Source organism: Acinetobacter sp. HA, from assembly GCF_000264725.1.
GTDB lineage: Bacteria > Pseudomonadota > Gammaproteobacteria > Pseudomonadales > Moraxellaceae > Acinetobacter > Acinetobacter schindleri.
This window is the reverse complement of record NZ_AJXD01000095.1, coordinates 110,572-125,696: the sequence shown is the minus strand read 5'-3', so window position 1 is coordinate 125,696 and position 15,125 is coordinate 110,572. Positions and strand designations below refer to the sequence as shown.

The 15,125-nt window shown below is 44.4% G+C and carries 12 protein-coding genes; 3 read left to right on the top strand and 9 right to left on the bottom strand.

Going from position 1 to position 15,125, the window contains the following annotated elements; translation table 11 throughout:
- From glmU to HADU_RS12830, 3 genes are read left to right on the top strand one after another with little or no spacing between them, the layout of a single operon-like run.
- The gene (gene glmU / locus HADU_RS12840) at positions 1–1,365 is read left to right on the top strand and encodes a bifunctional UDP-N-acetylglucosamine diphosphorylase/glucosamine-1-phosphate N-acetyltransferase GlmU (RefSeq protein ID WP_005220339.1); all 1,365 of its coding nucleotides are present in this window, start codon (positions 1–3) and stop codon (positions 1,363–1,365) included.
- Positions 1,366–1,376: 11 nt separating this feature from the next.
- The gene (gene glmS, locus HADU_RS12835) at positions 1,377–3,215 is read left to right on the top strand and encodes a glutamine--fructose-6-phosphate transaminase (isomerizing) (protein ID WP_008307060.1); all 1,839 of its coding nucleotides are present in this window, start codon (positions 1,377–1,379) and stop codon (positions 3,213–3,215) included.
- A gap of 58 nt (positions 3,216–3,273) precedes the next feature.
- Positions 3,274–4,647: a phosphomannomutase/phosphoglucomutase gene (locus HADU_RS12830; RefSeq protein WP_008307059.1), complete on the top strand. Its 1,374-nt coding sequence runs from the start codon at positions 3,274–3,276 to the stop codon at positions 4,645–4,647.
- Between the two features lie 64 nt (positions 4,648–4,711).
- Here HADU_RS12830 and galE read toward each other — a convergent pair whose 3' ends face one another.
- Genes galE through HADU_RS12785 form a run of 9 tightly spaced genes read right to left on the bottom strand, consistent with a single transcriptional unit; the run spans position 4,712 to position 15,123 of the window.
- On the bottom strand, positions 4,712–5,731 hold the full coding sequence (galE, locus tag HADU_RS12825) for a UDP-glucose 4-epimerase GalE (protein ID WP_008307058.1): 1,020 nt from the start codon (positions 5,729–5,731) through the stop codon (positions 4,712–4,714).
- Positions 5,724–7,397: a glucose-6-phosphate isomerase gene (gene pgi, locus HADU_RS12820; RefSeq protein WP_008307057.1), complete on the bottom strand. Its 1,674-nt coding sequence runs from the start codon at positions 7,395–7,397 to the stop codon at positions 5,724–5,726. The genes galE and pgi overlap by 8 nt, the downstream gene beginning before the upstream one ends.
- Positions 7,397–8,653, bottom strand: a complete 1,257-nt coding sequence (locus HADU_RS12815; RefSeq protein ID WP_008307056.1) for a nucleotide sugar dehydrogenase — start codon at positions 8,651–8,653, stop codon at positions 7,397–7,399. The genes pgi and HADU_RS12815 overlap by 1 nt, the downstream gene beginning before the upstream one ends.
- A 30-nt stretch (positions 8,654–8,683) precedes the next feature.
- The gene (gene galU, locus HADU_RS12810; protein WP_005220361.1) at positions 8,684–9,559 is read right to left on the bottom strand and encodes a UTP--glucose-1-phosphate uridylyltransferase GalU; all 876 of its coding nucleotides are present in this window, start codon (positions 9,557–9,559) and stop codon (positions 8,684–8,686) included.
- A 13-nt stretch (positions 9,560–9,572) separates the two neighbouring features.
- Positions 9,573–11,447: a polysaccharide biosynthesis protein gene (locus HADU_RS12805; protein WP_008307055.1), complete on the bottom strand. Its 1,875-nt coding sequence runs from the start codon at positions 11,445–11,447 to the stop codon at positions 9,573–9,575.
- 42 nt (positions 11,448–11,489) lie between these two features.
- Positions 11,490–12,020 (bottom strand): acetyltransferase, encoded by a 531-nt coding sequence (locus HADU_RS12800; RefSeq protein WP_005181251.1) that lies wholly within the window; start codon positions 12,018–12,020, stop codon positions 11,490–11,492.
- On the bottom strand, positions 12,013–13,023 hold the full coding sequence (locus tag HADU_RS12795) for an MraY family glycosyltransferase (protein ID WP_034592983.1): 1,011 nt from the start codon (positions 13,021–13,023) through the stop codon (positions 12,013–12,015). Before HADU_RS12795 ends, HADU_RS12800 begins: the two co-directional genes overlap by 8 nt.
- 14 nt (positions 13,024–13,037) lie before the next feature.
- On the bottom strand, positions 13,038–13,979 hold the full coding sequence (locus HADU_RS12790) for an NAD-dependent epimerase/dehydratase family protein (protein WP_008307047.1): 942 nt from the start codon (positions 13,977–13,979) through the stop codon (positions 13,038–13,040).
- A gap of 4 nt (positions 13,980–13,983) precedes the next feature.
- Positions 13,984–15,123, bottom strand: a complete 1,140-nt coding sequence (locus tag HADU_RS12785) for a glycosyltransferase family 4 protein (protein WP_008307046.1) — start codon at positions 15,121–15,123, stop codon at positions 13,984–13,986.
- Between the last annotated feature and the right edge of the window lie 2 nt (positions 15,124–15,125).

Genomic DNA, 15,125 nt, shown 5'->3' with positions numbered 1-15,125 from the left:
ATGTCAACGACTGTGATTATTCTTGCTGCAGGTAAAGGAACCCGTATGCGTTCCAGCTTACCGAAAGTATTACAACCCCTTGCAGGACGTCCTTTACTGGGTCATGTCATTGAAACGGCAAAAAAATTAAACGCAGATAATATTATTACGATTTATGGTCACGGTGGTGACCGGGTTCAGGCTGCTTTTGCAGAGCAAGAGATTAAATGGGTAGAACAGGCTGAACAGCTGGGTACCGGCCATGCAGTGCAAATGACCTTGCCTGTCCTGCCACAAGATGGCGTTTCGCTGATTCTTTCCGGCGATGTGCCGTGCATTAATCCTGTAACCTTGCAAAAATTACTCGATGCTACTGCAGAAACCGGTATTGGTCTGGTGACGCTTACCCTGCCGGATGCCAATGGTTATGGCCGTATCGTACGTGAACAAGGTCAGATCCAGGCCATTGTTGAGCACAAGGATGCTTCTGAAGAACAACGTCAAATCAAGGAAATCAATACCGGTATTTATGCCGTCAGCAATGCCAAGTTGCATCAATGGCTACCACGTTTAAGCAATGACAATGCGCAAGGTGAATATTACCTGACTGATATTGTGGCGATGGCTTTGGCAGATGGTATGCAAGTTGCATCTGTAGAACCTGAGCAGGCTTTTGAAGTTGAAGGGGTAAATGACCGGGTGCAGCTGGCTGCTTTAGAGCGTCAGTTCCAGGCATTTCAGGCCAAACAGCTCATGCAGCAAGGCGTACATCTGATTGATCCAAGCCGTTTTGACTTGCGTGGCAATTTAACCGTCGGTCAGGATGTCCGCATTGATATCAACGTGATTATCGAAGGTGATTGCGAGTTAGGTAACAATGTTGAAATTGGCGCTGGCTGTATCATCAAGAACACCAAGATTGCAGCGGGTACCAAGGTGCAGCCATATAGCATTTTCGATAGCGCCATCGTTGGGGAAGATACCCAAATTGGACCTTTTGCACGTTTACGTCCAGGGGCAAAACTTGCCAATGAAGTTCACATTGGTAACTTTGTTGAAGTTAAAAATACCACGATTGGTCTAGGCTCTAAAGCCAACCACTTTACCTACCTGGGTGATGCTGAAGTTGGTGCAGGCTCAAACATCGGTGCAGGGACCATTACCTGTAATTATGATGGTGCCAACAAATTTAAAACAATTATTGGTGATCAAGCCTTTATTGGCTCGAACAGTTCATTAGTGGCACCTGTGAGAATTGGTAACGGTGCTACAGTCGGTGCAGGCTCGACGATTACCCGTGATGTGGAAGACAACAGTTTGGCAGTAGAGCGCTCTAAGCAATTTGCCAAAGAAAACTATCCACGTCCGCAAAAAATCAAGAAATAAGGGGAACAAATATGTGTGGTATCGTCGGTGGCATTGCGGAACGCAGCATTACCAATATTTTGATTGAAGGCTTAAAACGCCTGGAATACCGTGGCTATGATTCAGCAGGTTTAGCCCTGATCAACAATCATCAGGTCCTGCGTGAGCGCCGTGTCGGCAAGGTTTCCAACCTTGAACAGGCGGTGAATGAATCACAGATTAGTGGTTCACTCGGTATTGCACATACACGCTGGGCAACCCATGGTAAACCGACTGAAGAAAATGCCCATCCGCATATTTCTGAAAATGTGGCAGTGGTTCATAATGGTATTATTGAGAACTATCAAGAACTTAAAGATGATCTTGAAGCTTTGGGCTATGTGTTTACCTCACAGACGGATACTGAAGTCGTTGCCCATCTGATCAATGATGCGCTGAAATCTACCCCAAGCCTGTTAGAAGCTGTACGTCAGGTGGTGCCGCAACTAAAAGGTGCCTATGCACTGGGCATTGTACATACGGATCATCCAGATGAACTGATTACCGTACGTGAAGGCTCTCCACTGGTAATTGGCGTAGGCATTGGCGAGAATTTTATCAGTTCTGACCAACTGGCTCTGTTGCCGATTACCAACCGTTTTATCTACCTGGAAGAAGGTGATATTGCCCGTTTGACCCGCACCACCATTGAAGTCTTTGTCGATGGTCAACTGGTCGATCGTCCGGTCAAAGAACTGGATGCTGCGGTCAGCAATGCTTCTAAAGGTGAGTACAAGCATTACATGCTCAAAGAAATTTATGAGCAGCCTGAAGCGATCAAACAGACCATTTCCCAAGCCTTGAATGGTAATGACCTGCGCGAAGACTTCCTTGCCAGTGCGGAACAGGACTTCTCCAAAATTCAGCAAGTCCAGATTATTGCCTGCGGTACCAGCTATCATGCTGGCATGATTGCCAAATACTGGTTTGAACAGCTGATTGATCTGCCTTGCCAGATCGAGATTGCCAGCGAATTCCGTTATCGTACGCCAGTGATTGTAAATCATACGCTGTATGTGTGTATTTCCCAATCTGGTGAAACTGCCGATACCTTGGCTGCATTACGTGACACACAGAAACGTGCGGCTACCAAAGGACTAGACATCACCACCATGACGATCTGTAACGTGGCAACATCATCCATGGTACGTGAAACCAATCACAGTCTGCTGACTTTGGCAGGCCCTGAGATTGGTGTCGCATCGACTAAAGCCTTTACCACACAGCTAGCTGCACTGATGCTGTTGGTACTAAAACTGGGTACAGTCAAAAATACAATTTCAGCAGAACAGGTCACAGCTATTAGCACCGACTTATGGCATATGCCAAAAGTGATTCTGGATACCTTGCATCATAACGATGAAATTTTACGCCTTTCTGAACTGTTTGTAGAAAAGCAGCACTGTCTGTTCCTGGGCCGCGGTACACATTTTCCGATTGCGCTAGAAGGTGCCTTGAAGCTGAAGGAAATTTCCTATATTCATGCTGAAGGTTATGCGGCAGGTGAACTGAAGCATGGTCCATTGGCCTTGGTCGACAACGACATGCCAGTAGTGATTCTGGCGCCACAGGATGACATGCTGGATAAACTCAAATCCAATATGGAAGAAGTGCAGGCACGTGGTGGTGAGCTGTTCGTCTTTGCTGATGAAAACAGTGGTATTAAAGCCAAAGACCGTCAACATGTGGTCCATATTCCTGCAGTCAATGCAGTACTGGCCCCGATTGTGTATAGCATTCCGGTGCAGTTATTGTCCTATCATGTGGCTGTACTTCGTGGTACGGATGTCGATCAGCCGCGTAACCTGGCAAAATCGGTCACTGTAGAATAATTAGAATTGAATCAAGGCTGGGGAACTGGCCTTTTTCTTCTGAATAGAGAGCCTATAAATGACAAAACTGACGTGCTTTAAAGCCTATGATATTCGCGGCAAACTCGGTACTGAACTCAACGAAGAGATTGCCTATAAAATTGGTCGCGCCTATGGACAAATTTACCAGCCCAAAACCGTTGTGGTCGGTTGTGATATTCGCCTTAGCAGTGAAGATTTAAAACAGGCCACCATCCGTGGTTTAAATGATGCGGGCGTGAATGTTCTAGATTTAGGGATGACCGGGACTGAAGAAGTTTATTTTGGTGCCTTCCATTTAGATGTGCAAGGTGGGATTGAAGTCACTGCCAGTCATAACCCGATGGATTATAACGGCATGAAACTGGTACGTGAAAATGCCCGCCCGATCAGTGCAGATACCGGCCTTAAAGAGATTCAGGCCTTGGCAGAATCTGGTCAGTTCATTGAAGTTAGCCAAAAAGGTCATACTGAAAAATATAATATCCTGCCCGAATTTGTCGATCACCTAATGACATATATCGACCCTGCAAAAGTTCGCCCGTTAAAACTGGTGGTGAATGCCGGTAATGGTGCTGCAGGTCATGTGATTGATGCGATTGAGGCAAAGTTTAAGGAACTGAATATTCCTGTCGAATTTATTAAAATTCATCATGAAGCAGATGGTACATTCCCGAATGGCATTCCAAATCCAATTCTGGTTGAAAACCGTGACAGTACCCGTGATGCGGTCATTCAGCATGGTGCGGATATGGGGATTGCCTGGGATGGCGACTTTGACCGCTGTTTCCTGTTCGATGAAAAAGGCCAGTTTATTGAAGGTTATTATATTGTCGGTCTGCTGGCGCAGGCCTTCTTGCTAAAACAATCTGGTGAAAAAATTGTGCATGACCCGCGTCTGGTCTGGAACACTTTTGATATTGTTGAGCAGTTTAAAGGTGAAGCCATCCAGTCCAAGTCTGGTCACTCTTTTATTAAAGAAAAAATGCGTGAGCACAATGCCGTATATGGCGGTGAAATGAGTGCGCATCATTATTTCCGTGACTTTGCCTACTGTGATAGCGGCATGATTCCATGGTTACTGGCGATTGCGGTACTGTCTGAAACACAGCAATCTCTATCTTCGCTGGTTGAAGAAATGATTGCCAAGTTCCCATGTTCAGGTGAAATTAATTTTAAAGTGGCCGATACCCAGGCAACCATCCAAAAACTTTTCGATCATTATGCCGATCAGAAACCTGAAATTGATCAGACTGATGGCGTCAGCCTGAATTTTGGTAGCTGGCGTTTTAATGTGCGAGCATCCAATACCGAACCATTATTGCGTTTGAATATTGAAAGCCGTCGTGACCAGAATCCACGACCAATGCAAGACTATGTGGATGAGCTGACCCAGCTGATTCAAGGCAGCTGAAGTCAGAAAAAAAGAGCCAGATCAAAATGGCTCTTTTTTTATGCTTGATACTTATCTGAAAAAATTAATCGCGATAGCCTTGTGGATTCTGCTTCTGCCAGTTCCAGCTGTCTGCCAGCATATCTTCCAGACCATATTTTGGTTGCCAACCCAGCTCTTTTACTGCACGGGTATTATCGGCAAAAGACGTCGCCACATCGCCTTCACGACGCGGAGCGATTTCAAATGGAATCTGCACCTCGTTGACCTGCTCAAAGGTATTTTTGATTTGCAAGACTGAACAGCCCTGTCCCGTACCAATGTTCCAGGCACGGCAACCTTGTGCTTGCAGACGGTTAGTCAATGCACATAAATGCGCATTGGCCAGATCCACCACATGGATATAATCCCGTACGCCTGTCCCATCTACCGTATCGTAATCATCACCAAAAATAGACAGCTTTTCACGACGGCCTACAGCCACCTGAGTCACATACGGCATCAGGTTATTGGGAATCCCTTGCGGGTCTTCACCAATCTGACCACTTTTATGCGCTCCAACCGGATTAAAATAACGCAACAAGGCAATTGACCAGCGATCATCGGATGCCGATAGCTTTTGTAATAGCTGCTCTACAATCAGCTTGGTATAACCATAGTTATTGCTCGGCATACCGGTCGGCATATCTTCATTTAAAGGCGAGATATTGGCTTCATCATAGACTGTAGCCGAGGAACTGAAGACCAGACGGAATACACCAGCGCGCTGCATGGCCTGTACCAGGCTGATGGAACCTGAAATATTATTTTCAAAATACGTCAGCGGAATTTGCTGGCTTTCTCCTACGGCTTTTAGACCGGCGAAATGGATCACGGCATCAATTTGATAGGTACTAAAAATCTGATTCAAAATATTCTGATCTAGAATATCACCCTGAATAAAATCCAAAGATTTCGAAGCCAAAGCCTGCACACGATTCAGAGATTCTTTAGAACTATTAGAAAGATTATCTAATACCACGACTTCATGTCCGGCATTTAATAATTCCAGACAGGTATGTGAGCCGATATAACCAGCACCACCTGTTACCAGTACTTTAGCCACGCTGTTTCCCCATTAATATTGCAATTAAACCTTGTGTCGAGGCATCCAGCGCGGACACATCCGCCTGTTCTCCATTTAAAATCGGCAAGAGCTGGTTAGCAATTTCCTTGCCTTTTTCGACGCCCCACTGGTCAAAAGGATTGATATTCCACAGCACTGACTGCACAAACACCTTATGTTCATACATGGCGATCAACATCCCCAGACTATAAGGATTGAGCTCTTGCATTAAAATAGTTGAACTCGGCTGGTTCCCTGCATACTGCTTATAGGTCGGTAGGTCGGCCAGTTCACTGGCATCAAGCGCCTGATTACCAAAGGCCAGTAGCCGCGACTGTGCCAGACAGTTGGACAGGGCCAAATGATGCTGTTCAATCAGCGCATCGGCATTATCGGCATAGGTGAACTGGTTCGCATTATAGCGCTGAACCGGCGCAATAAAATCACTGCTGACCGATTGGGTGCCCTGATGCAATAGCTGATAGAAGGCATGCTGGGCATTCGGTCCGACTTCTCCCCAGATAATCGGACAGGTATCCCATTCTACTTTCTCGCTATTACGCTGAATGGATTTACCATTGGATTCCATTTCCAGCTGCTGCAAATAAGAAGCAAAATATTTTAACCGGCCATCATAAGGCAATACGGCATGGGTTTGTATATCCAGGAAGTTGTTGTTCCAGACCCCTAACAGTCCCATCAACACCGGAATATTCTGTTCAAATGGAGCCGTCTGGAAATGCTCATCTACCGCATGGGCACCCGCTAAAAAGTGCTGAAAACCCTGTACCCCAATCGTCAATGCAATAGGCAAGCCAATACAGGACCAGAGCGAATAACGGCCACCAACCCAATCCCAAAGCAGGAACTGATTTTCCGGTGCAATTCCCCAAGCTGTCATTTTCTCCGGCTTGGTCGAAACCCCAATAAAATGATGCTGGATCGTGCGCAGGTCTTGTCCCAGGGTTTTTTCCAACCACAGGCGTACCGTTTGTGCATTAGAGAGGGTGTCAATGGTACCGAAAGATTTGGAGGAGATAATAAACAGTGTTGTTTCAGGTCGCAGCTTATGCAGCAGATCAGACAGCTGGCTGCCATCCATGGTCGATACGAAATGTACATTGAGGGGACGCTGAGTCGGCTGTTTAAAGTCAGACAGGGCTTGACTGACCATCAGCGGTCCCAAATCCGAACCGCCGACCCCGATATTGACTACATCCTGAATCACTTCACCGGTAGCACCGCGGTACTGTCCAGCATGGATTTTTTCTACCAAGGTGAACATGCGCTGTAACTGGGTATGCACCTCGGCAGCCAGTTCAGGATGCTGTTCATTCTGCTCAGGCAAACGTAAGGCCCAATGCATTGCAGCACGCTGCTCGGTGTAGTTAACCTGTTCTTGGGAAAACAGCCGTTTGATCCACTGTTTCAGATCTTGTACCTGTGCCAGTTGCACTAGTGCCTGTAGCACGTCCTGATCAATGCGGTGCTTGCTAAAATCAAAGGTCACCGGCTCCAGATTGACCGAGAAATGCTGAAAACGCTGCGGATCTTGCTGAAACAGCTCTTGCAGATGCTTATGTTCAAATTGCTGTTTTAAAGCATTTAACCGGCTTAAAACAGTCTCTTTCTCTTCGAGGGGATAAGGTTGCTGAATTACACTCATTAACGTCCTACTCCCTTATAGGCAAAGCCTTGTGCTTTCATATAATCCGGATTATAAATATTACGTCCATCCAGGATCAATGGATGCTGCATTTGATTCAACAGGCTGCGGTAATTGGGACTCCAGTACTGTTTCCAGGCTGTGAGCACGCATAGGGCATGTGCTCCATTTACAGCCTCGTACTGATCTGTGCAATACACCAGATCATCGCGTTGTCCATAGACTTTTTCAATTTCCGCCAGGGCTTGAGGATCATGCAGCTTGACGGTCACCCCTTGAGCCCAGAGTGCAGTCAACATGGCATGAATCGGAGATTGCTGGATACGCGAGGTATTTTCCTTAAAGGATGCTCCCCAGATCGCCACAGTTTTTCCAGCCAGATCACCATGGTAATAATTCCACAGCTTGCGAAATAGCAGTTCTTTTTGCTGCTCATTAATTTCCCAGACCTGGGCCATTAGCTGGCTTTTCGCGCCGGTACCTGACACAGTACTGGCCAGGATCTGAATATCATGCGAGAAGTTTTCGCCGCCGAACCCTGCTCCCGGATACAGATAAGATGAACCAATCCGGCTATCCGCTGCCAGCCCCTGGCGTACATGCTCAATATCAATACCAAGTTTTTCAGCCACTAGAGCCAGATCATTAATATAGCTGATGCGCGTGGCCAGCATGCCGGACACACTCAGTTTGGTAAATTCGGCATCCAGAACCGGCATAAACAGGTATTGCTGTTCACGCGGAAATAACGGCCTGAGCAATTCCTTCAAAAGTGTTTTCGCCGTTTCATTGCTATAGCCGACAATGAGCTGGCTGGCTTCGGTCAGGCTGCGTAAGGCATTACCTTCCTGAATCACATCTGGCAAATAGATCCAGTAATCTTCTGAAAGAATTTGCTGGAATTTTTCGGTACCGTGAAGGCCCAAGGTAGAAGCATTGATCATCAGTTTTGGATGAATAATTGGACGCTGCTTGAGCTCACGCAGGATTTCCAGACCCTGACTTTCTTCAGTCGGACTTAAGCTAAACAGATAGACATCAATATCTAAAGGAATCGCCTCGAACTTGCAGTATTGTAAAAAGCCCTTGGCATGCTGCTTGTTCAGTAACTGCTGTACGGCTTCATCCTGTGCATAAACCTGCTCGGAAGACGGTTTTTTCAGCAAATCACACCAGTAGACCTGATGACCACATTCTGCCAGTAGGGCTGCCATGACACCGGCATATAAGGTCTGACCAAATACTGCTATGTTCATAAGGATCCTTATTATTGTTAAAGTCTATATTTAGAGCTTCAGTTCTTGAATCAGGGCTTTAAAGGACTCACCCAGTACCGGATGATCCACACCATAGTGCAATACAGCTTTGAGATAACCCAGTTTACTGCCACAGTCAAAGGTCTGGCCTTTCATGCGATAGGCCTCTACCGTATCAGTCTGCTGTAACATGGCAATCGCATCGGTCAGCTGGATTTCATTGCCTGCACCACGTGGGGTCTGTTCCAGTAACTGCATGATTTTTGCCGGCAGGATATAACGGCCCACTACCGATAAATTTGAAGGCGCCGTTCCCACCGCCGGCTTTTCTACAATGCCTTGCATCACGATGCTTTGTCCTTCAGCAGGTGATTCTGCGACATCTACAATGCCGTATTGATCGACCAGATGATCCGGCACAGCTTCCACCATAATCTGTGCAGCTTGAGATGCATTAAAATGTTGAATCATCAAGCTTAGGTCATTGACCGGATCAGAATCTTTCACCAATACATCAGGCAGTAAAACGGCAAAGTCATCTTCTCCAATCACTGCTTTTGCACACAAAACAGCGTGTCCTAAACCTAGGGGCTGAGGTTGACGTACACTAATCACGCTGACATGTGAAGGGAGAATCTCGGTAATTTCTTTCAGCAAATCAAATTTCTTTTTGTTTTCAAGCGTCGTTTCCAGCTCAAAACTACGATCAAAATAGTTTTCGATCGAGGCCTTGGAGCTATGGGTGACCAGGATAATCTGCTCAATTCCCGCAGCGACCGCTTCTTTCACCACATATTCAATCGCTGGACGATCCACCACCGTCACCATTTCCTTAGGAATAGATTTGCTGGCTGGGAGAAACCGGGTACCCAAACCTGCGACTGGCAAAATGGCTTTCTTAATCATAAATAAACTTCACTTAATTAACTTTAATTTCTTTACCACGTTGATAGCCATCAACATAATACTCAAGCTGTGACAAGGCCCAGTCAATATCTGCCTGCATGGCAGAAAGTTCCTGCATTTTATCAAATACTTGTGTAATTTCCTGTAACGGAACGTGTTTTTCAAATGATCTTAGAATACGACTGTGTGACGTAAGCTCAGTATTTTCCTGATCAATCAGCAATTCTTCATACAGTTTTTCACCTGGACGCAAACCGGCATATTGAATTGCAATATCCCCCTCTGGATGCTGCTCATCACGAACTTTCAACCCACTCAAGGCAATCATTTGACGGGCCAGATCCTGAATACGCACCGGCTCCCCCATATCCAGCAGGAACACATCGCCACCCACGCCCAAGGCACCGGCCTGAATCACCAGCTGTGAAGCCTCCGGAATAGTCATAAAGTAGCGGGTGACATCTGGATGGGTCACAGTAATCGGGCCGCCTTTGGCAATCTGCTGTTTAAATAATGGCACCACAGAACCCGAAGAACCGAGCACATTACCAAAACGGACGATACTGATCTGGGTCTGCTGTTGTGCCTCTGCCATCGCCTGACAGTAAAGTTCTGCCATACGTTTACTGGCACCCATGACATTGGTCGGACGTACCGCTTTATCAGTTGAGATCAGCACAAAGGTTTCTACACCTTTTTTCACCGCAGCATTCACGCTGAAGGCCGTTCCTACTGCATTGTTTTTCAGGCCCGCTAGCGGATTACACTCGACCAGCGGTACATGCTTATACGCTGCCGCATGATAGACGGTTTGTACTGCATACTGCTCAATCACACGTTCCAGTTTTTGCTGATCCAGCACCGAGCCCAGAATCGGAATAATCTCACACTGAGACATTAAACGTAGTTCTTTATCAATGTTATACAGGGCAAACTCGGTTAATTCAAAAATAACGATTTTTGCCGGCTGGTTTTTCACAATCTGTCGGCACAGCTCTGAACCAATCGAGCCGCCTGCACCGGTGACCATCACTACTTTATCTTGAATATTCCTGGCCAGAAGCTCCGGCACTGGGGGCACCGGATCACGTCCTAGCAAGTCAATAATATCAACCTCCTGAATATCGGAAACGCGGATTTCACCATCCACCAGTTTGGTCAGGCCCGGAATTTCAGTAATTTTTAAATGGGCAGGTTCCAGAAATTTAACAATTTCACTTTTGCGGCTACGCCCCACAGAAGGCAGCGCAATCAGGATTTCATCAATCCGCAATTTGGCAAAACATTTAAGTGCTGTTTCCGGCAAATAGACATCAATACCGCCAATATTCTGTCCGCTTAAAGATGGATTATCATCAATAAAGAAAATGGGTAAATGTTCATTGGAACGGGTTAAAGTCGCAGCGACCTGCTGACCAGCATTGCCTGCCCCATAAATCGCGATACGTTTTTTCGGGATACCCGCCTGTACATAAGAACGGACAATAAAACGGATGAACCCACGGCTAAACCACACCCAGGCGAACATCATAAAGCCGAACATCAGTGGAATAGAAGTTGGAATAAAAGCATCTGTTAAATAGGCCAAGGCATAGAGTCCCGCCACCGCCAGGAAAGTTGCCAGGCCCAGTTTGACCATAAACACTTCATTGTAAGTACGCACAATAAAGCGGTACACCCCAAACACAAACAACAGGATAACCGCAATTGCACTGACCCACAGTGAACCAAACGGAATATTCGGCACCACCTCTGCACCAAGGTCAAACTGACGAATGGCATAACACAGCCAGATCAGGACTGGAAATACACAGAAATCCAGAATGACCAGAAAAGCCAATTTGGCAGCACGGGGGGATTCGACGAGAGGAATAACGATGGATTTCATATAGTTTTCAATAAGTCATATCTTAATTTAAAGAATTTGTTATTAAGATTTATGTCCAATACGGGTTCCCACCTCTAAAAAAGAGCCAGACGGAATTCTCTGTCCGCCTGCGATGTTTACGCCAACACTTAAATGACTAAAGTGTTCGATCACCACATCATGATCTAGCAAGGTCCCAATATTAAGAAGCACACCATCTTGAATAATCGTATTCGTGCCAATTATACACCCTGCCATAATACTTACCCCCTGACCAATTTGAGCAGAAGGTGAAATTACAGCCTGTGGATGTATGATAGTGGCGAGTGGTATTGATAAATCAAGCAGTAATTGTTGCCATTTTTGTCGTATTTGGTTATTTCCGACCGCAACAATTGCCTCCATATTCTCTTGCTGAAGCTGAGACAAGTTTTGAATATTTGAGATGATTGAATATTGGCCTACTTGTTTTTGCTCAGGCCAGCGGTCATCCACAAAGTAAATTTGCTGCCATTGTGCAGATAACGCTGCTACTTCAGCAATGGATTGACCAAAGCCCCCTGCCCCCAGAATCAGCAGATTTTTTTTAGGCATCTGGATGTCCTGCTTTTAATTTCATTGCAATTAATACAAGCGGTAAATAGGCCACCAATACCATAAATTCCGGATAAGCCAATGGCTGGGTAACGGTATAATAGGCTAGTGGCAATAACCACAATAGGTTAATCGCTGCTACAGCCAATGTCACAGGCGTATGACTACCCCATTTACGCGACAAGATTTGATAACTATGGCTACGATGGGCATCATACATTTTATAGCCGCTCAGCACGCGATTAATAAGCGTATAGGTAGCATCCACCACAAACATTCCTAAACAAATAATCCATGCACAAAACAGAGCTAAATTTTCTTTGAGGGCGATGAGCGCCAAAATACCTAAGGTGAGCCCTAAGAACCCACTACAGGCATCACCCATAAAAATTTTAGCTTTGGGAAAGTTCCATAATAGAAAACCAAATACACAGGCTGCCAATAACCACAGGATATCTAAATTAAGCGAGGTATTTAGTATAGCGTATAAAATTGCCATACTGACTGTGGTGGTGATGGCCTCAACACTGGCAATACCGTTAATGCCATCCATAAAGTTATATAGATTCAGCAACCATACCAAAAACAGTACAGCAATAATATTGGCACTAAACCCAAGTGCTAGACCATTAAAAGCTGTAACTTCGCTAAAGCCTCCTAAGCTGATCACCACGCCAATGGCCACCAAAAAATGTACGGCTAAACGCAGCATGGAGTTAATATGCCCATGGTCATCTAAAAAACCAAGTAAAGCGATGACAAAGCCCGCTGCCATAAGAGTTAAGCCAATATGTAGCGTCAATTGTTGGCTATAGATCAACACCGCCAGCGCCAACAAGTAGCTACACACCACCGCAACACCACCTCCACGTGGCGTAGGTACACTGTGGGAACTACGTTCATTGGGGTTGTCTATGATATTTTTCTTGAGGGCGTAGGCGCGCATGAAATAGGTCATCGCAAACGCGAGTAAAAAGAAAATAAAAAGGGATAGCATGGACATATTTTTGACTAGGCTCAGTTTTTATGCGCTGTGTTAAACATTTTTTCTAGGCTTGTATCAACATTATACGGTGCTGTCCAACCTAAAAGTTGTGTATTTTTAGTGGTATCTACCACCAGTTCTGAACATAAACGTGAGGCAACCGCTTTTTTTCCCACCAAACTTGCCATAAAACTGATCAAGCTTTTTGGTACAGGTAGCATTAGCAATTGATTATTTTGATATTTTGCTAATTTTTCAAATAATTGTTTGACTGAAATGTCATCCTGATCACTGGCTAAAAATACTTCACGGTTGGCATTTGGATGCGTCATACACGTATGAATCAGGTCAGCCAAGTTATAGACACTCACCATACTGCGTTTATTGTCTAAACAACCAATCGGTAAAGGGAGTTTTTTAGTTGCCAAGTTCACCATACTTTTAAAGTTGGCTTTTACATTAGGCCCATAAATGAGGACGGGACGAATAATAACCACTTCTAAACCTGTACGTTGAGAGAGCGCAAGTAAGGCTTGTTCTGCTTCATATTTAGATAAGCCATACGGGTCATCTGTATGGACATCATCATTGGGGTGAAAGGCTTGTGTCGTAGTTTGTTCACCATTAACTTTAATACTGCTTAAGTAGATAAAGCGTTTAACGCCACTTTTTACCGCTTTTTGTGCAAGATTTAGAGTACCTTGCACGTTAGTGTGACGATATGCTTCAAGTGGCGATGCAGCAGTTTCATGCATGACATGCGCACGGCCTGCACAATGAATAATAACTTCAACCTGATTCAGATCAATGTTGTCTAAGTTATCATTCAGATCAAAATTGATATTGTGAATATTCGAATGGTCAAAAGTTTGGGCTTTACGGGTATGCGCTAAAACAGAATAGCCTTTTTCAGCCAAAAATTGCGATAAGTATTGACCGAGGAAACCGTTACTGCCTGTAAGTAAGACCTTCATATTTTTAAATTCCCAATATTTCTAATAAGCGCTGGTTTACTTTTTCTGCATCAAACTTTTCAATCGCAATTTTATGGCTTTGATCACCCATCATACGAACTTGCTCTGGGTGCTCAATGAAATAAATCATTTTTTCTGCCAATGCTTGTGGGTTCCATTTGGGCACTAAAAAACCATTTACACCGTCTATAACCGTATCTCGGCAACCAGGGACATCTGTTGTAATGACTGGGCGTCCTATTGCCATTGCTTCTTGTGTGCTTCTCGGGACACCTTCGCGATAATAAGAAGGTAAAACAAACACTGCACTTTTTTTTATGTAGTCATCCACATTTGTAACAAAACCTGAATATTCAATCGTGTTACTCTCAATTAATTCATCTAATTGATTTTGAGTTAAGCCGTAAGGATTTTCTAAATCAAGCCCTCCTATTACTCTAAAAATAATATGCGGATATTTCTTTTTGACTATTTTAGCTGCTTCCACATATTCGAAAATTCCTTTTTCTGCTAAGAGCCTTGCTATAAAAATAAAAGAAATTTCATTCGATATATTCCAAGGAGTATAAGAGTAATCCTTTAAGTTTAGCCCTATAGGTCCTAACACAACAGAAGAGTTTGCTTTATGCTTAATTTTATTATTTTCAATAAGATCAACTGGATCATCCTTATTCAAAAAAACAATCTTGTCAATAAAAGGAAAAACAATCCTATATAAAGAAACTTGTATAAATCGAATAAGTTTAATTTTTAAACTTTGTCCATGCCGGTGAACAGTAAATGGTGAGCCTAGTCCTTCTAGCATAGCAGTAATTTTTTTTACTTTAGAAAGCTTTGCAGCTAAAGAACCATAAATCACAGGTTTAGTAAAATATGAGAATACTAAATCTGGCTCTAACTCTTTAATTTGTTTATATAGTTTATACGTAGCGTATAAATCTGATAAAGGGTTTAGGCTACTACGGCTAAGTGAATAAACTACAGGTATAGCACCTAGCTTTTCTATTTTCTCTAACTCGGAAACCTGATGATCTGTAGTAAAGGCATATACTTTTACATTTTTTTCAACTAATTCTTTAATAAGATGAGCCCGAAAACCGTAAAAACATGCAGCAGTAGTGCCAATCATAATTAGTCTTTTCATTA